Source organism: Nostoc sp. DSM 114159 (assembly GCF_053470285.1).
On the sequence record NZ_JBPFEH010000001.1, the window covers coordinates 6,184,344 to 6,203,090 of the forward strand.

Annotated in this window: 17 protein-coding genes; 8 read left to right on the forward strand and 9 right to left on the reverse strand. The window is 39.4% G+C overall.

Going from position 1 to position 18,747, the window contains the following annotated elements; translation table 11 throughout:
* Positions 1-247 precede the first annotated feature (247 nt).
* Entirely contained in the window at positions 248-1,366 is a 1,119-nt protein-coding gene (locus ACR5KR_RS26095; protein WP_448268517.1) for a glycosyltransferase family 4 protein, read from the forward strand.
* Between the two features lie 372 nt (positions 1,367-1,738).
* Here the strand turns inward: ACR5KR_RS26095 and ACR5KR_RS26100 are convergent, their stop codons facing one another.
* Together ACR5KR_RS26100 and ACR5KR_RS26105 are read right to left on the reverse strand one after the other, a co-directional pair.
* The gene (locus ACR5KR_RS26100; protein ID WP_448268518.1) at positions 1,739-2,011 is read right to left on the reverse strand and encodes a DUF3143 domain-containing protein; all 273 of its coding nucleotides are present in this window, start codon (positions 2,009-2,011) and stop codon (positions 1,739-1,741) included.
* Positions 2,012-2,042: 31 nt separating this feature from the next.
* Positions 2,043-2,567, reverse strand: coding sequence for a J domain-containing protein (locus tag ACR5KR_RS26105; RefSeq protein WP_448270340.1), 525 nt, complete (start codon positions 2,565-2,567; stop codon positions 2,043-2,045).
* A 138-nt stretch (positions 2,568-2,705) separates the two neighbouring features.
* Here ACR5KR_RS26105 and ACR5KR_RS26110 point away from each other — a divergent pair, with 138 nt between their 5' ends.
* The gene (locus ACR5KR_RS26110) at positions 2,706-3,008 is read left to right on the forward strand and encodes a type II toxin-antitoxin system prevent-host-death family antitoxin (RefSeq protein ID WP_448268519.1); all 303 of its coding nucleotides are present in this window, start codon (positions 2,706-2,708) and stop codon (positions 3,006-3,008) included.
* Here ACR5KR_RS26110 and ACR5KR_RS26115 read toward each other — a convergent pair.
* Positions 2,997-3,992, reverse strand: coding sequence for a DnaJ C-terminal domain-containing protein (locus tag ACR5KR_RS26115; RefSeq protein WP_448268520.1), 996 nt, complete (start codon positions 3,990-3,992; stop codon positions 2,997-2,999). The two genes, ACR5KR_RS26110 and ACR5KR_RS26115, sit on opposite strands and share 12 nt — an antisense overlap.
* Before the next feature lie 147 nt (positions 3,993-4,139).
* The gene (gene dnaK / locus ACR5KR_RS26120; protein WP_448268521.1) at positions 4,140-6,209 is read right to left on the reverse strand and encodes a molecular chaperone DnaK; all 2,070 of its coding nucleotides are present in this window, start codon (positions 6,207-6,209) and stop codon (positions 4,140-4,142) included.
* A 326-nt stretch (positions 6,210-6,535) separates the two neighbouring features.
* On the opposite strand from dnaK, the gene ACR5KR_RS26125 reads away from it, so the two are divergent.
* The 3 genes from ACR5KR_RS26125 (at position 6,536) to ACR5KR_RS26135 (ending at position 9,978) form a co-directional block, all read left to right on the forward strand.
* The gene (locus ACR5KR_RS26125; protein WP_448268522.1) at positions 6,536-7,384 is read left to right on the forward strand and encodes a M28 family peptidase; all 849 of its coding nucleotides are present in this window, start codon (positions 6,536-6,538) and stop codon (positions 7,382-7,384) included.
* A gap of 96 nt (positions 7,385-7,480) precedes the next feature.
* Positions 7,481-8,929, forward strand: a complete 1,449-nt coding sequence (locus ACR5KR_RS26130; RefSeq protein WP_445629849.1) for a site-specific DNA-methyltransferase — start codon at positions 7,481-7,483, stop codon at positions 8,927-8,929.
* Between the two features lie 5 nt (positions 8,930-8,934).
* Positions 8,935-9,978, forward strand: a complete 1,044-nt coding sequence (locus ACR5KR_RS26135; protein WP_445629848.1) for an XcyI family restriction endonuclease — start codon at positions 8,935-8,937, stop codon at positions 9,976-9,978.
* Between the two features lie 19 nt (positions 9,979-9,997).
* On the opposite strand, the gene ACR5KR_RS26140 is transcribed toward ACR5KR_RS26135, so the two are convergent.
* The 5 genes from ACR5KR_RS26140 to ACR5KR_RS26160 form a co-directional block, all read right to left on the reverse strand.
* Complete coding sequence (locus ACR5KR_RS26140; RefSeq protein ID WP_445629847.1) at positions 9,998-10,903, reverse strand: bestrophin family protein; 906 nt, start codon at positions 10,901-10,903, stop codon at positions 9,998-10,000.
* Between the two features lie 448 nt (positions 10,904-11,351).
* Complete coding sequence (locus tag ACR5KR_RS26145; RefSeq protein ID WP_445629846.1) at positions 11,352-11,759, reverse strand: VOC family protein; 408 nt, start codon at positions 11,757-11,759, stop codon at positions 11,352-11,354.
* A gap of 687 nt (positions 11,760-12,446) precedes the next feature.
* Positions 12,447-13,268 carry an SIMPL domain-containing protein gene (locus ACR5KR_RS26150; RefSeq protein ID WP_448268523.1) on the reverse strand — a complete coding sequence of 274 codons (822 nt, stop codon included), beginning with the start codon at positions 13,266-13,268 and terminating at the stop codon, positions 12,447-12,449.
* Between the two features lie 175 nt (positions 13,269-13,443).
* Positions 13,444-13,818, reverse strand: a complete 375-nt coding sequence (locus tag ACR5KR_RS26155; protein ID WP_445629844.1) for a hypothetical protein — start codon at positions 13,816-13,818, stop codon at positions 13,444-13,446.
* A 508-nt stretch (positions 13,819-14,326) separates the two neighbouring features.
* A complete protein-coding gene (locus ACR5KR_RS26160; RefSeq protein ID WP_448268524.1) occupies positions 14,327-15,415 on the reverse strand; it encodes an NAD(P)/FAD-dependent oxidoreductase in 1,089 nt (362 codons plus the stop codon).
* A 127-nt stretch (positions 15,416-15,542) separates the two neighbouring features.
* Here ACR5KR_RS26160 and ACR5KR_RS26165 point away from each other — a divergent pair, with 127 nt between their 5' ends.
* The 3 genes from ACR5KR_RS26165 (at position 15,543) to ACR5KR_RS26175 (ending at position 18,549) form a co-directional block, all read left to right on the forward strand.
* The gene (locus tag ACR5KR_RS26165) at positions 15,543-16,385 is read left to right on the forward strand and encodes a hypothetical protein (RefSeq protein ID WP_448268525.1); all 843 of its coding nucleotides are present in this window, start codon (positions 15,543-15,545) and stop codon (positions 16,383-16,385) included.
* Entirely contained in the window at positions 16,367-17,755 is a 1,389-nt protein-coding gene (locus ACR5KR_RS26170) for an O-antigen ligase family protein (protein ID WP_448268527.1), read from the forward strand. Before ACR5KR_RS26165 ends, ACR5KR_RS26170 begins: the two co-directional genes overlap by 19 nt.
* Positions 17,756-18,036: 281 nt before the next feature.
* The gene (locus ACR5KR_RS26175) at positions 18,037-18,549 is read left to right on the forward strand and encodes a hypothetical protein (protein ID WP_448268529.1); all 513 of its coding nucleotides are present in this window, start codon (positions 18,037-18,039) and stop codon (positions 18,547-18,549) included.
* Positions 18,550-18,747 lie beyond the last annotated feature (198 nt).

Here is an 18,747-nt window from a genome sequence, read left to right on the forward strand (position 1 = left end):
ACTATGGCTGTAGCGAGGATTGCGATTGCAAAGCGTGTCTCGTTGGGACTCAACGAAGTGTTTGCGTAGCGTCTCGTAGAGAAGCGATCGCAAGGGTTTCAAGCTTTTTATATCTCGTTGGATAGTTAGATTTATTTGTGCTTACCTAACTTAGACACCAAGTTGATTCTGAGCAAAGTGAAATACTTGTTTCATAGTTATGCTCAACCACAATTCCCATAAATACAAAATTACCTATACTTGATGTATGAAAATATTAATTCAACACCGTCATTATGATAATGAAATTAGTGGAGTTTTAACTTATATTTATTCTATTATTCCTGAATTGGAAACTAGATTAATTGAAGTTAAAACTATTTCGACCAGACAAGATAATATCGCAAAATGGTTTAGTTATATTGCTTGGGCAGATATAGTACACATGAATTCTAATGACTTATTGTTTACTTTGTTATGTAAACTCTTGCAAAAAAAGATAATTATTAAATATCATTATTCTCTTTATCAATCTACTCATACTAGTTATGAGCAGATGAACTTGACGCAACGTTTAAAAGCTGAATTGAAACACACATTGCCAAAAGCTAATTATCCATTAAAGTGGAAATTACACACTTCGATCAAATGGGCACGGCTAACCACCCGGCTTTCTACTGCCTTCTTAGCCGATTATCATACAGCTTGTAGTAACTTTTTAGGAGAATCTTCTGCTTTTCCTTGGCCAGTTGATACGTTATATAATCCGATTGAAATCAAGTCGGAAAACCAGCTTAAAACTTTAGAAAATTTATCTCAACCATATAATTTTATTTTTGTCGGGAGATTAGCAACAGACAAAGGTGTAGATATTTTATTAAAAGCAGCGCGGATTTTACAAGATGAAAAGCAAGAATTTAAAATTACTATTATTGGCGATGGCGAACAATCTCAGCAATTAAAACAGCTAACGTCTGATTTAGGAATTGCCAACAAAGTTAATTTTTTAGGTAAAGTTCCTCAAAAAGAAGTACTTCTAAAAGTTCAAGATGCTTTAGCTTTAATTGCTCCATCTCGTTGGCAAGATCCAGCACCTTACGTAGTGCAAGAAGCTTCTAGCGTTCAAACCTGCTCGATTGTCTCAAAAATGGGAGGATTGTCAGAAGTAGCAGGGCCGCACAGCCTATTTTTTGAAAATGAAGATGCAGAAGAATTGGCCAAATGTATGCGATATTGCCTAGATAATCCAGATGAAGCAATTAATCGGGGTTTTCAGTCCAGCCAATACGTTGCAGAAAAGTTTTCAGCAGCGCGTGCAGTTAATAGATTACTGGAAATTTGTAGCCAACTTACTACTAGAGCATTGGTAACAAAAGCTGATACATAATTTTTGTTATAGAGCAGCAACCCTGTAACTGAGTTATTAGAAGCTCTACTAGTTAGAATCCCTACTTTTAGGTTTAATCTAATATAGCTGAGTTCGATGAACCTCTCCCTCCCAGCCTCCCTCTCCGAAACGGAAAGGGAGGAGCAACGAGAAATTACGGTTTTGGCTCCCCTCTCCGTGTCGGAGAGGGGTTGGGGGAGAGGTCAAAAAAGGTCTTGTCGAACTCACGTTAATATAGGACTTACGCACACTCTACGATTCTTCTCTACGAAACGCTATGCGTTGGTGCAAGCAGATTACAGATCGGGCGGTTTGATACAATTAAGCTTTTTGGGGATTTTTGCGAAAATCCCATAATACATAAGCACTTCCTTATGGCCCAGAAAACACAGCTTCTTCTACATCATTCCGACTAAGAGAATACTTGAATGAGCGTTGGATATCTTGTCCATTTTCCCCAGATTGAAGATATCGCACTACGATTTGCTCAACATCAAGCCATAATTCAGCTTGCCAATTAGGTCGCTGTACACGCCAGCAATGCCTTTGTGTTTCATCTTGTTGACAGCCTTGGTCTTTTAGCCACTGCTCAATTTGTGGCAGGGGATGATTATATAAAGGAGTATCAGAGGGAAGAAGAGCCATAGGAATTTTTGATTTTGGATTAGGGAATTGTTTAATTTTTAATTATCGGATGGGCAATTAGTTGCGACATATAGCTAATTTGCTGTTGTACAGATGTATTTGGTTGCAGCAAATGGGAATGGATTGCAGCCTCGCCACGAGTTAAGCCAATGGCAACTGCTAATAACAGACAACCTACAAATGTTAACACCAGCATAAATAAAGCAAATATTTCGCCAGATGATAAGGGGCGATCGCTCGCATCGAGGTAAGCTGATTTTGACCAGTCATGAGAATGCGAGACGGGATGATTCAAATCAGGGGGTGGTTGAATCACTCCAAAGCGGGAATAGCCAATTTTCAAATCGTAGCTTAATCGGCGTTCTGGATGGCTAAGGGTCGCGTAAGCTTCGTTGATTTGCTGAAATTTGAGAGTGGCGATCGCAGTCGGCAAGTCTGTAGTATCAGGATGATAGCGTTTGCTCAGTTGCCGATAAGCGCGACGAATGTCAATTACCGATGCCCAGGGATGCAGTCCTAGCAGGGAGTAATAAGTTGGTTCGCTGCTTTGTGGCATTGCCCCGTTTTGATTCACATCTGTTTGAGTCACTTTGCTCAAAGATATTTTTTATATTTTAAATCCTTTGTGAATTTCAGAAGACACAGCAGGTCTAGCATCTGATAAAATATCTTATAAAGCATTTAATTAGATGCGATGCAGATCAAGATTAATCTCGAAAATATTCAAACTCTTACCGATTTTAAGCGCAATGCCAAAGATTACGTAGAGAAGATCAAGGCAACAAAATCTCCGCTTGTACTAACGGTGAATGGGAAAGCTGAGGTTGTAGTGCATGAAGCGCAAGCGTTTCAACAGATGATAGATGAACTCCAGCGCCTTGAAGAAGAACTGCAAAAACTCAAGTTAGAAGCATTACGCAGTCAGATTGACGTTGGTATTAAGCAACTCGACAGTGGACAGTATACTGAATATAACGACGAGTCTCTAACGTATTAAATCAGCACGGGGTTTAAAGGTTTCAATTTGCCGTAACTTTTCGTAAAGTTCCCGTTCTTCTTGACTAATATTTTTCGGTGTAACTATTTGAATTTCTACTAGTTGATCGCCACGTTTACCGGCATCGTTAGGATAACCTTTATTGCCTAGTCGAAATTTTTGACCAGACCTAACTCCAGGAGGGGTGGTCATTTTCACAGGGCCATCAAGAGTAGGTGCTTCTACCTGTCCTCCTAAAACTGCCTCGCTAGGAGTAACAGGTACTTGGCAGACGATATTTAAACCTTCTAGCTTAAATAATCGATGAGGTTCAACGGTAATTTTTAAGTATAGATCGCCACCACCAACGCCTTGGTTCCGCAAACGGATGGTTTGACCTGTTACCATACCTGGAGGCATATTAACTTCTAGCGATCGCCCATCTTCCAAACGAATGCGTTCATTACCGCCTTGATAAGCTTTTTCTAGTGGAAGCGTTAATCTGGCTTCTATATCTCGGCGGGTGTTGCGAGGCGGGGGATTAACTGTGTAGGCAACTTTTGTTCTGGGAGAACGGAACGGATCGCTATTATTGCCATTACTGGAGTTATTTGCCGCACTTTTATTTTTAACACCAATAACTTGATTAATAAAGCTTTCAAAGTCGGAGAATTGGCTAGGATCTACATCTTGATTCCCGTTGCGATCGCTAGCGCCACTCTGCCAAGTTTTAGCCTTTGGCGTCTTCGGGTTGCCTGCAAAGCCTTTTTGCTTCCAGTAGCGGCTAAACTGATCGTACTGCGATCGCTTGGCTGGGTCGGAAAGAACTTCATAAGCCTCGCCGATATCCTTAAATTTTTCTTCAGATTCTTTGTTACCCGGATTCAGATCGGGGTGATATTGCCTTGCTAACCGCCGATAAACCTTTTTAATTTCCTCAGCAGAGGCATCTTTAGATACTCCTAAAATTTCATAGTAATCGCGAAAGTTCGGCAAATTTTGCATAGTTCAATTATTTAAATTTTAGATTTTAGATGAATTAAAAGTGAGGAGTTATGAGTTATGAGTTAGGAGTTATGAGTTATGAGTTGAAAGATTTATTTTTAACTCCTGTACAGACGCGATTAATCGCGTCTCTACTCCTAACTTTTCTTATAACCAATCATTGTCTTCTTCATCATCCCAGTTATCTTGGTAGCTGGGGCGGGATTTGCGTGGAGGACGGCTTTCATAAGAGGAAGAACGATTATCGCGGTTATAATCTCTGCCATAGTCTCTGCCATAATCTTTACTGTATGAGTCGCGTTCTCGATATGTATCTCTGGGAAATTCGCGTTCTCGTTCCTTATCACCGCCAGTAAAGATATCACGGATAGTCCCAAACAAGTCATCGTCTTCATCTTCAGCATAAGTCTGGCGGACTTCCCGATTTAGCTCGTAGAGAGCATCTTGTAAGTCGGCGTAGGCTTGATCGATACCGCGATCGCTATTTTCTTGAAGACTCTCCTTCAGTTGTCGGCAAATATTATCAATTCTCTGGCGGCGGCTGCGGGCAAACTGCATACCAAATTCCAGCGCAACTTCCCTTAGTTGTCGTTCTGCTTGGAAAATCAACGCCTCAGAACGAGTCCGCTTTTCTATTCTTTCTTTACGTTCGCGATCGACATCGGCGTATTTTTGAGCGTCTTGAATCATCCGATTCACTTCCGACTCGTTCAAGGTGGAAGCGCCTTGAATGGTGATACTCTGTTCTCGTCCAGTGGTTCTATCTAGGGCTGTTACCTGTAAAATACCATTAGCATCAATATCAAATGACACCTGAACTTGGGGAATTCCTCGTGGTGCGGGTGGGATGCCGTAAAGCTTGAACCGTCCTAAAGACTTGTTGCTTGCTGCCATTTCCCGTTCGCCCTGGACTACGTGAATTTCCACAGTATTTTGGTTATTTTCAGACGTGGAAAAAATATCAGAACGACGTACTGGGATAGTGGTGTTGCGGGGAATAAGTTTTTTCATCACGCCGCCGATGGTTTCCAATCCCAAAGAGAGGGGTGTGACATCCAAAAGCAGCACATCTTTGAGTTCGCCTGCAAGAATACCTGCTTGAATTGCCGCACCCACTCCCACGACTTCATCAGGGTTGACGTTTTCATTGGGTTCTATGCCAATCAAGTCGCGTACAAGCTGCTTCACCATTGGTATTCGTGTAGAACCGCCAACTAACACAACTTCTTCAATATCTCTAGGTGAAAGTCCGGCATCTTTGAGGGCGCGTTTTACTGGTGTCCGCAATCTTCCCACCAAATCACCACACAAACCTTCAAACTGGGAACGAGTTAAACGAGTTTCGAGATGTTTAGGGCCATCTGCCGTGGCAGTGATGAAGGGTAAATTAATCTCGGTTACACTGACAGCAGAAAGCTCAATTTTGGCTTTTTCCGCCGCTTCCATCAGACGTTGTAAAGCTTGGCGATCGCGTCTTAAGTCTACCTCTTCTGTTTCCAAAAATTGCTCTGCTAACCAATCTACGATTATTTTGTCAAAGTCATTCCCACCAAGTTGCGTATCACCACTGGTAGCTTTGACTTCAAAGATCCCATCACCTACTTCTAATATCGACACGTCAAAGGTGCCACCACCCAAGTCAAATACTAAAATAGTTTCCGTGTCACCCCGATCCAATCCATAAGCCAAAGATGCCGCAGTCGGTTCATTGAGAATCCGCAGTACTTCTAAACCGGCAATTCTGCCAGCATCGCGGGTTGCCTGCCGCTGAGAATCGTTAAAATAGGCGGGTACTGTAATCACTGCCCCTGTGACTGGTTCACCCAAATAGCGACTAGCATCGTCTGCCAATTTCTTCAGCACCATTGCCGAAATTTCTTCTGGCGCAAAATCTTTATTCAGACGAGGACAGGCAATTTTAATATTACCTACTTCGTCTTTGCGGATGGTGTAGGGTACACGCTTGGAATCTGCATTCAGTTCGCCATACTTCCGCCCAATGAAACGTTTAACTGCAAAAAAGGTATTTTGAGGATTGAGGACGGTTTGTCGCCGTGCCATTTGCCCAACCACCCTTTCACCTTCTTTGCTGAAGCCAACTACGGAGGGGGTTGTTCGCATTCCTTCTGCATTGGCAATCACCACCGGCTTGCCACCCTCCATAACGGCGACTACTGAGTTGGTTGTACCCAAGTCGATGCCGACTACCTTGCCCATGCGTTACTCTTCTCCTAAAGTGTCTTATATATTTATTATGATTGGGCGGAACTACCTCTAGCTTTGTGCTACAAGATAAAAACACCTCAATGTATAATACTCAAATACTCATCATTAAGGCAGTAAGCTAAGAAGTGCAGCTAGAGGAGATAGTTGCAAGACTAGGATAGCATTGAGACGGTTGGTGTGCCCAAGCAGCCTCAATTCTTGATATCCGCCTATTTCTGTTTAAGTTATCTGCAAATTGGTAAGTTAACCTTAAGAACGCTTGCTCTGCTTTTTTGAGTGCCTGAAAATTCTCATATTATTGCTACTACTTAAAAGATTTGAATTTAACAGAGCGATTACAGACTTTCCTGAGTGAGATCGCGCGAGAACGCGATCCTTACATGGCAACGGCTGGGCATTTTTTTGTCCAAGAATATATCCGCCAGCAATTTTCCCAATGGGGGAGTGTGGAAATCCACACCTTTGAAGTCAGAGGTAAAACTTGTAATAACTTGATATTAAATTTAGCATCCCAAGCTAAAGGGCAAAAAAAGGATTTGCCACCTATTTTAATTGGCGCTCATTATGATGGGGTTCCGGGAACAGTTGCGGCTGATGATAATGCTACAGGTGTAGCGGTGTTGCTGGAATTAGCGAGAAAATTCGCTGCCGAACCTGCGAGATATCCCTTAAGAATGGTTGCTTTCGATATGGAAGAATACGGCTTACTGGGTAGTGCTGACTATGCAGTTCTGTTGCATCAACAAAAACAACAGCTACGCTTAATGATCTCCTTAGAAATGCTGGGCTATAAGGATTCTACACCTGGTTCCCAAAGTTATCCCCCTCCTCTGGAACGCTTCTACCCAGATACAGGTGATTTTATCGCTTTAATTGGTAACTTGCGGACATTGCCTGACTTAATTGGGATGAGCCGTAAGATTCGCAAAGCTGGCGTATCTAGTCAATGGCTACCCGTGCCGAATCGAGGTTTAATAGTTCCCCAAACCAGACTTAGCGATCATGCACCATTTTGGGATTTGGGTTATCCGGCAATGATGGTGACAGATACGGCATTCTTGCGAAATCCACATTATCACAAAGCTAGTGATGCGATCGCTACTTTGGATTTAGATTTTCTGACTCGTGTATGTGAAGGGTTGGAAATTGCGATTCGGAGTCTATAAAAAGTTAGTAGTTAAGAATGATTAGTGAAAACAATAATAAATAAGTAATAAATATTAATATAATTATCAATTATGTAGATTTTATTCAGTAGTTGAATGCAACTTCAATCATTTTCAAATCAAAGAAACAAGCTTTACGAAAAATTTAAATTAAAGATTCTTCATAATTCTTGTTTAGATAGAACCTTAGTTAGTTATCAGGGTAATAAACAAACTCCATTTTCTTCCTGGTTCAAATATAGAGAAGGATTTTCGGAACGTCTAGTTACCTATCTTCTTCAAGAATTTAAACCAGAACCAGGCGTACTGATAGATCCATTTTCAGGAGTTGGCTCATCTTTGTTTGCTGCAAGTGCGTTAGGGTGGCAAACTACGGGAATTGAACTGTTACCTGTTGGGCTTTTTGCGACACAAGCTCGAATCATCGCTCAGAAAATAGATGTAGATTCATTAAATTTAGAAATTACAAAGTTAAAACAAATCAATTTTCATGACTATTACGATCAATTATTTACATTTAATCATTTAGCAATAACCCGTGGAGCATTTTCTTCCATAAATGAAGAACAACTAGCTGGTTACATATCTTATTGTAAGAATGTTATTCCAAATAAAGATATCAATACTTTATTTATATATGCTGCATTTTGTATTTTGGAGGATATTAGCTATACTAGAAAAGATGGACAATATCTTCGGTGGGATAGTCGTTCAGGTCGCTCAAAGGTAAATAGTAAATTTAATAAAGGAGAAATTTTATCTTTTGAATATGCAATAAATCGAAAACTAAAGCAAATTATATCAGATTTAAATATCAGTCCTGTCCAACTAAATTTATTTAGCGATAATTTACTATTAGAATTGGCAACCACTAAATCTAGTATTATCGAAAACGTAGAACCTAAGCTTTATGAAGGTTCTTGTTTAGAAATTCTCCCAACTATTCAAAAGAATAGTATTGATTTTGTGATTACGTCTCCACCCTATGTTAATAGATATGATTACACTCGCACGTATGCTCTTGAACTTGCATTTTTGGGATGTAGTGAAGAAAAAGTAAAGTATTTACGTCAGCAAATGCTATCATGCACTGTAGAAAACCGTGACAAGCGTAATTACTTAGAAAAATATTATACTGCTAAAAAACGATATCAGGATTTCTTAAAAATAGATTTTACCTTTAAAAATCAGACTGCTTTACAAGAATTATTAATAATATTAGAAAATTATAAAAAACAAGGTAAATTAAATAATGATAACATTGTCAGAATGGTAGATAATTATTTTTACGAAATGTGCTTTGTAATTTATGAATTAGCTCGTATTCTCAAACCAGGTGGTATAGTCGCAATGGTAAATGATAACGTTAGATATGCTGGAGAAGAAGTTCCTGTAGACCTAATTTTATCAGATATAGCAGAGTCTTTTGGACTGAAAACGCGATATATTTGGACATTAGGAAGAGGCAAAGGAAATAGTAGCCAGCAAATGGGAAATCATGGGCGCACAGAACTACGTAAATGCGTTTATATTTGGGAAAAGTAAGTACTGTGCCATTAGATGAAACAAATCTCTTAACTGAGGCGCATCGTATAAATTATCGGTTGCGTTCAACCTTCTTTTATCGCAAGCTTAAGGAATACAAAACGCTATCTTTGCGAACCAAAATTAATGCATTATTACCTGTTAATAATTTATATAAGTGGGAAAATTGGGTAGAATGGGGTATTGGAGAAGAAGCATTTACCTATATTAATGAACATCCAAAGTTGCAACTAATTCAGGTATTTTGCCATCCCAGGTTAATTCGAGAACACTCTTCATTGTTAGCTTACTATCGTAATATTGCAGCACTTTCTCAGAAAGCTGTTAAGTATTTAGCAGCAATTGATGTAAAGAAAATTGAACTCGATCAAGAAAATAAATATCCTCTAGGAGAAGATAGAGCCTTAGCGCTTTCCCGACTTTTTAATGAACATATATCGCTGATAATTGATAGTTCTATAGAAAGTTTGACTGAGGAAGAACTATATGGAATACTACTAGCTTCAACAGGAACACAAATAGACGGTTCTTGGCGTAATGCTATTGGGGAAGAAGCAGAAAAAGTTGTACAGCGACTTCTTATCAAAGAGGTTAAAGAACGCAATCTTCTTGCTGCTTTTATTTCCCGTCAGGGTACAAGAGTTGAAGTATATAATCCTAGCAGACTTGAAGAACAACTAGGAAATATTGAGGATTATCGGGGCGTAATGTTGGCTAATCAAACCTCTATACTTTTTTCTAGTGAACCAGATATTTCACTTTTAAACAATCAAGGTACAACAGTCGGTATAATTGAGATAAAAGGAGGAACTGATCCTGCAGGAGCACTAGAACGTTACGGTGCTGCTAAAAAATCCTTTGAAGAAGTTTTTCGGAGGAACCCAAAGGTTAAATCTATTTTAATCGCCAGTTGTATCACGGCTGAAGTACGCACCCGTATTCAGAATGATCCAATAATATCCATATATTTCAACTTGACAGAAGTACTGAGCGAAGACTCAAGAATATATGACCATTTTGTTAAAGAAGTATTTTCAATATTACAATAATTTATAATGTCTACTTTTATCATATATTTTCTGTGTGCGCTCGCGCATTAGGAGTCAAAGTAATTAAATCGTCAATATTACGCTTCATTGTCTCGCAAATTGCATCTAATGGTAAATCATTAGCGTCATAACCAAAGGGGTTTTCTATCTCTAAGCCAATGGCTTCAATGCCAAACACAGTGAACCCAACCAAAGCAGAAATTAAACCTGTCCACCAACCGAGACTATCTACTATTTGAAATGGTAGCAGAAAGCAATATAGTATCAGCAATTGCTTCAAATGAATAGCATAAGCAAGCGGCATAGGCGTTTTTAAAATCCGTTCGCAAGCACCTAAATTATCCACAAGATTATTCAATAATTCTTGCATAGATGTTAGTTGGTAGCTATTAAGGCAATTACGATTATACTGTTCCTGTAAATAATCTCCAATCCAAAAGGCAACTTCTATAGGGGGATTATTCATAATCTTCAGTTTTATATACTTAGTAGATGGCATTAAGTCTTCTAACTCGCTATTGACAGCTTCTCCTCGCAAATGTAATTTAGTTGTTACCGCAAAAGCTGCCAATAAGTTTAATGCTGTAATTTTCTTATCTTTATCTTCTGGTGAAATTTCATCAACTGATACCCAAATTTGCCGCGCTAGATTTCGGACGTTATTTACTATAGATCCCCAGCATTTTCTCCCTTCCCAAAATCGTTCATAAGCAGTATTTGTCCGAAAGACAAGTAACAAACCTAAAACAATACTAGGAATAACACTTCCTAAAATAGGTTGAGATACAGGCTTGTCAAAATGGTGAAGCAAAGAAATTAAAAATCCGAAAGCTCCACACCATAAAATATGTTTGAAAATTGCTTTCGTCACTGAACCTTTAGGCTGTAGTGCTGTGCGTAACCATTTGATTTTTCCGGTTATCATGTAGTCACCCTAACAAAATATTTATTGACCCGATACACTTAATATTTATTACTTAAAAATCATGATTATCAAATTAACATAATTAATAAATATTTAAAAAGATATTTTTGCTAAGAACATAATAGACTGGCAACAATGTATTCTAGCTTTTGGGATACAATATTAACTCTGGTTAAATCAGGATTTCCATAGAGAGTTTTTTGATCGTCAATTAGATGGACATTATATAAAGGTCAAAAGCGATACATAAGCAGCAATTGTAAACAAATGTAAAAATTTTTCTGTGGCTGCATAAGCTCCACATTTTATCCCGATAAATCTATGAAAGAAAAGGTATATTCCTATCGATAATGTTTATACAGCATTAGTCGGTATTATGTACCTTAGTAAATCAAAAAGTTCTAGCCTGTCAAAATCCTGCCCTGTACATTAAACATCTAGACATAACTTATTGGGTTATGTCTTTTTTGTTGTCCTTAGTCTCGAAACGTTGAATTTCAATCAAATAACCATCAGGATCGCGGAAAAAACAATGGTAAATGTTGTACTTTTCATTTAGTGTCGGTGGCTTTTCAAATTCGACGCCACGTTTTTTGAGATATTCAAACCATTCATCCACCTGCTGTGTTACTAGGGTAAAAATAACACTTGATTGCTTATCGCTTGCAGGAGCCAACGTTTCGCTTGCTTGACACAATCCTAAGTATCCAGAACCACTAACAGTATAAATTCGGCAGGTTCCTTGGTCAAGCCATAACTCCAAACCTAGCTTTTGTTCGTAGAATTCTGTAGATACATTGAGGTTATGGGTAGAAAAGAAGGTAACTTGTTGGTCGATTTGCGGATGAGTAGACATAAAACACATTTGAGTATATACCCTAACGACATCGGGCGATCGCAGATGTAAAAATTGATTGATGTTAGAAACCTGTTACTGCTCCAGAATGCCTTAAGTGCATCTGGAGTTTTTTTTTGAAAAAAGCTATAAAAATTTTCCCAATCATCCTGATATGGCAAAAGATAGCTGAATAAGGATGCATACTGAATTATCTATATTTAACATGGGCATCACTTATTGATGTACCCCTCCTACCAAACAACTCTCGCAAAACAGCCTCAGTTTATCTGGGGCTGTTTTGCGTTACTTCCGATAAAGAAGGAGTGTAACGAGAATCCTCAAACACTTTTATCTGTATTTGAGTGTATACCCTGATGACGTAGGTTTTTCTCAAGGTGAAAATTTGGTATAGGTAAATGCGTATCTTTCCTGGCTCCAGATTTGTCATAAACATTTCTGGAGTTTTTTCACTATTGAAGTTTGATATCAGCAATCTAATCTAGATTCAAGTGAATATTTGATTTTGATTATGAACACGCATATTATAGCTGTGCAGTAAAATAAATATAAATTAGTCATAAATATGAAGTCAACAATAAGTGCGATCGCACCTATCCTTCTTGATTCGACTCAGAAGAAAAAAGTTAAGCGATCGCACTTTCAATTTTGACTAAATCAAAGTGCGATCGCCCTAAATATAAATGTTTATTTCGTTGTATATGTTACAAAAATATCCTTTTTCATTTCAACTTCTGCCGGTGCTTCTGGATCGTAAGCTGGTGATAATAAAAAACTAGCAAACGATGGCAAAGGAACTCCAGTTTTAGAACTACATGAGGGATAAAATAATGTGTAAAATGGCTCCGCGACAGAAGGAGTACTAAGCTTAACTTCCATTGCAGTTGCTAAAGCCTGAGCGCGGCTTTGAGCATCTTTCATCGCTGATTGATAAACTGAACTTTGCAAAGCCTGACAGTCATTTACCGCGTACTCAACACCCACACTCTTGACAGAAAGGTTTTCGAGTTCACTCGTTGTTTTGTTCGCTGTAGCCACAATTTCCTGAACGCGATCGCGCGTTGGTTTTTCTAGTTTTACCAATATCTTGGCGTTATTTTCGTTGGAATTAGGATTAATCTGCACTTGAATTTTATCAACACTAATGCCTTTAGCAACTAGGCTATTAACTACAGGCTGAAGAGTTGCTTTAGTTAGGGATTTTTTGCTTGGTAAAGATTCTACTGCTGTTTTGTAATTTAAAAGTAGAATTTGTGAGGATATGGGGCGGGTTTCGGGTAGAGATGATGGTTGCGTTTGTAACTCATCATTGCTACCTCCGCTACTGAATACCAATTCAATATCCGCTGTATCTGCTGGCACTCTCACTACCCCTTGACCAATTACCATTAATGAATGGCGATCGCTTGCTGGTGGATAAAACAATTGGGCATTAGTGACTTTGGGTGTTAATGCTTCCATCCCGATACTCACGGAAATACTTAGCATTAGAGCAGTTATTTTTCTCATATCCTGGGATATCCTTTGAACTTAGTAATTGTCAAAGTTTACACCTCAAGAGGAATATACTTAAAAAAATTTTGAGCTAATCCCACAGACTTTAGCCGTGGGATTAGCTCAAAAATTCAAAATTCACTACGGACGTTATGATATCTCAGCAACGAGCCAAATCTTGTTAGAACTATTAACCAAACCAGTGAGAGGGTTCACAAGCTGGTTGAACTGTTTCACAAACACGATGGCTAATCCAATCTGACTTTTCTTGAACGATTAGACAAATGCCTTGGTGAATCAAATTCTGTAAATGTAGTTGCTGCTCTAAAGGTTTACGAGGCAATTTGTAATAAGCCAAGCTTCCTTGTTCAGCCTCCGCTGGAATCTGTTCATCAGACACGACGCTGTAAAAGGAGGGAATGCGGTTGAGGACGAAAGTAATTAGCTCTTGGCGTAAATCAGGAATCGCAAAGGCTTGTTGATATGGATGGGATGGATATGTATTCAAAATACTTTCAATTTCTCTCACTATTGATTGTTGTGTTAAATTGACTACCGTTTTCATGGTTTTTAAACTCCTTTTTTAATCAAGTCAATGCTTGGTGGAGAGAATGACTTTTTTAGATGGCAACTTCGTGATGACAATCAGTTAAAAGTAATTTAACTTATAGATGCAATCAACCCCGAAACTAGCCTTTTATCTTGGTACAATCTCAGACATTTGGCTTTGCTTATTTTAGTTAAAGTTTATACTGTTTCACAGCATGACTTATTAAAACAGCGTCCAATAAGCTGGTAAGTTACCGACATTTTATATTTATAATCCTAATTATTTCAAATTTCTGCCTTTTTGGCAGAAATCTACATAAAACGCAGCATAAAGGCGAGGGGATCAAGATTAACACCAACAAAACCACTTGAATTAGGAACAAGTTTTTCCTGAAGTTAAGCTTTTTGGGTAATTGGCATCACTTTTTAGGTTCGCAGCAAAATTTGCTATTTCATCTAAAAAACTTATTTGTTGCACTTTGATTTAGTCAGTCAGAAAAATAGCGACTCACAATAGTGCAGGATCAGTCTAGCGACAGATGAAATGATTGGGCAAAAACGTTTAAAAAGTTCACATTATCAAAAGATAGATGACGTAACTGATGATTAATTTCATCAGCCGCAGCTAATCCAGAAAGCATCGCACCTTCGACAAGATTGCCGCCACACCAATCACCACAGCAAACTAAAGGTAAGGGAGTTTCGGCAGATAAAAAAGCTTCGTGCCAAGGATGGCTAGGAAAGGCATAACGCCAACGATGTACTTGCATCCATTCGGGAGTATTCAGCCAAGGAAGGGACAGAGATTCAGCTGCTCGTTGCAACATATATTGTCCCGCAGGTAGTAAATCCTGTGATTCTAGATGACGTTGGGCAAAATCAGCGCTACTTTGCACCACAAAATGTGGTTGTTGAGGGTTAGGACGCTTGCTACTATCCAAACCAATCCATGCTAAATCAGCATTATCCACAAAAGTTAAAGCTTTCCACTGAGGGAGGGGTTGGGATGTAGAAGGATATCCCGCGATCGCACTAATTGAAGGATAAAATTCTACAGAACGCAAGTTATCAAAAAAGGCTGCATCCAATACACTCTCACCCAAAGATTCCAATAACATCACAGCTTGGGGTGCAGGAATAGCGACAACTATAGCTTTTGCGGTTAATTCTTCATTACTAGATTCCAGAGTCAAACGCCAGCTATCTTCGGCAGTTGGGGTAATAGCTATGACACGCTGATTCAGTAATATTTCTAAACCTGGGGCGAGGGATTTAGCGATCGCACTCATCCCCCCAGGCGCAACATAACGCGGGCTGCGGTTTTTCGGTTCAGATAAAGGAGCGCCTGTTGTAAGTTCGTAAACCTCATCTGTCCAAACTTCGAGGATATGGCGCGATCGCAATATCTCCACAAAACGTTCCAATAATTCACCCTTTGGTTTCAGGTAACAAGCCCCATGATCTGCCAAAGTTCCATGCAAGCGGCGTGTAGCTAGTCTTCCTCCCAAACCACGGGACTTTTCCACCACTACCACCGAATATCCAGCTTGACTTAACTGCTGGGCACAGACTAAACCGGCAATTCCGGCACCAATCACTGCAATATCAGTCATGAGTCAATAGTCTTTAGTTAGTTATTGGTCATTAGTTATTATCAAAGGACAAAATTACTACTAATGACTGCTGAAAGCTAATAGTAGAATAAGGTACAGAAAGCTGCACGGAAGGGAGGAAGGGAAATTGGATGAAATGAGGGCGGCGCTAGAATTAGCGACCGAAGAAGAATTGCAAGACTTAACGGCAATTCTATTTAGTCGTAAGTTCAATCCCTTAGACTATGTACACACACCCGAACCCATCGAAGTGCAAAGCCAAGACCGCAAAGCTTGGTTAGATGCACTAGAGGGCCGCTTTCGTTTTTTGGCGGCAGATGGGATGACAGTATTACGAGGACGCACAGGACAGGTAACTTACCGACAAGCGTTAGTTCAAGTATGTAAGTACCTCAAAATTCCCTATTCTAATCAGCTGGCAACCATTGATTTAGAAGCAGAAGTATTTTTACATCTGTTAGGACAGGTGTGGAAAAAGTTGCCGGAACAGGAAAAACAAAAATTGACTCTCCGAGTGCAGCGTCACCTGATCAAATCAGAACTAAAAGAACCGCTACCACTTTTATTGCAGCCCGATCCCTTGGGGTTGCTTTTCAAAGGCGGTAGTGCGATCGCGGTTACTTCTGTTCTCCAGCCACTTGTACTTAAGCAAATTGCCCGTCAATTCGCTATCCACTTTGCTACTTATGAAGTAGCCAAACAAGCGGCGATTACAGGTACAGAAGCAGCTGCAACCCAATTTCAAAGCTATGTAGCAATGCAAATGGCGCAACGGGGTATGACAGTGAGTGCAGCTCGTTATGGGGCAGCCCGCACGATGTTTGCCGTGATTGGGCCAGTGATGTGGACTTGGTTTATTGCAGATTTGGGCTGGAGAGCGATCGCTACTAACTATGGTCGAATCATCCCCACCATCTTCGCCTTAGCTCAAATTCGCCTCACTCGTGAGGAATGTTGGGAGCCAGCTTGAACAAGGTTTTTGAATATTTCAAGTCTCGTTGGCAATCTTCTTGGAACTACTCTCTATGGGCACTGTTAATCTTCCCATTGAGTCCTTTTGTGGGGGCTGTAACTGTAGGTTTTGTCTCATTAATAACTTGGCTGAAACAATCCCGCAAAATTAATCGCCGCCCCCTCAATTGGGGATTTGCCCTGTTGAGTGTATTACTGATCGTGAGTGCTGGGTTTGCCCAAGACAAAACAGCAGCTTTCCTCGGTTTATTTAATTTATTACCATTCTTTTTACTTTTCGCTGCCCATAGCGCTCTGATTCAAACATTTGCCCAATTGCGGCAAATGGCTTGGGTTTTAGCGATCGGTTCCATACCAGTAGCGATTATGGGCTTGGGACAATTATTTTTAGGCTGGAGTTTCAAGTTCCAGTTTGTCTGGGTTGTATTTAGTTGGACAATTAGACCAGGCGGAAACCCACCAGGTCGTATCGCTTCCCTTTTCTTGCACGCTAATACCTTCGCAGCTTATCTAGTAATAGTTTTCATCCTTAGTCTAGGGTTGTGGATCGAACAATGGCGATTAGGGATGAGGTATTGGAAATTGAGCATAAGAGGCAGAGGGGTAGAGGGGCAGAGGGGCAGAGGGGAAAGACTTACTGCGCCTCAGTCTCTAGTACCCTTTCTCTTCCTAACCGTGGCGGTGATTACAAATTTCATTGCTTTAATTTTCACCAACTCACGTAATGGGTGGGCGATCGCTATTTTTGCCTGTTTAGCTTATGCACTCTACCAAGGTTGGCGCATTCTTGTAGGTAGCGTTGCTGCGATCGTCTCTAGTATTCTTTTGGCGGCTTTTGCTCCCTCATCAGTCGCTCAAATTTTTCGCTTCGTAGTTCCTGCCTTCTTTTGGGCAAGGTTAAATGATGATATGTATCCAGATAGACCAGTCGCTTTAATGCGAAAAACTCAGTGGGAGTTTGCCTGGTCTTTAGCTCAACAACATCCTTGGACTGGCTGGGGGTTACGCAGTTTTAGTACACTTTACAGAGCAAAGATGCAGATTCCCTTGGGTCATCCCCATAACTTGTTTTTGATGTTATCTGCTGAAACTGGTTTTCCCAGTACTTGTTTATTTTGTGGCTTACTAGCTTGGATTGTGATTACAAGTGTTCAATTACTGCAAAATTCAAAATATATAGATGCAGGAGACAAATTGATATTTTTCAGTTATCTTCTGTCCTTTGTTGGGTGGATTTTATTAAATACAGTAGATGTAACTCTCTTTGATTTTCGTTTGAATGCGCTTTCATGGCTAATTTTGGCTGCTATTGTTGGAGTGGTACATCGTTATCACGAAAAAGACAAGCTTGCATCTCGTCAAAATTAGCTATTAGTTTTTTCAGTGTATGCACTGGGGACATTGAGAGTTTTAAGTTAATAAGATTGTTATATTCACGTCTGTGAGTGTGACTAATACCTAATTAGTCACTGTTGCTGATTGTTGGGAAGGTGTAGGGACATCCCTTTGGGGTTTTCCTGCATGACGGGCATCTCTTGTAGATGCCCTTTTGTATATTTATTATTTTTATTCAGTTAAACACTATTTTAAAAAGATTAAATTTGACGCAACATCTGAAAATTTTTATCTTTGATAAAGGAACATAAAATATGATTTCTGAAATTAAACTAGGTCTTTGTAATCCACCAGAACCTATTTATTTATATGTGAAAAAAGGAGAAGTAAGCGGAGAATCATACTTGTGGTATAACTACAATAATGATAAAACTATTCCTGTACAACAAACAGGGCTGACTGGCTATATATATGAACTTAAATTAACGACAAAAGAATTTAAAGAAAAAGACAACAATAAGTTAGACATCGTTGTTAGAGCAGATGAAGTTTATATTATTAGGACTGGGAGAGAAACGAACTTTGCTAAAAGTTTTCTTTTAGCTGCATCACTAATCCAGGATTTTTCTAAACCTTTGATTATCGCTGCAACTGCTGGAGAAGAAAATGTAGTTTTTTGTAACCTCTACGATGCAGCAACTAAAACCAGGATTCACTCTGAATGGAACAGAGATGCTGATTGGCTAGGAATAATTGATAGTATTCAAACTAGGTTGCAGACATCTAAAAATTTTCATATAGTCTCTGGTGAACCAATACTGTTCTAAGAACAATAGGGAAGCTGGTAAATTTTGTCAATAAATTTCTTGGTCATATTTGTTAGCTACAACTTAATAAAATCCTATTACTCACTAACGGAGTGATGATGTATTTTTTAGCTATGGCTCTAAGCCTTGGCTACGTTTTTCTTGGATGATTTGTTGTAGCTCATCTACAAAATTAAGACGTTTGCCATGAAACTGAAC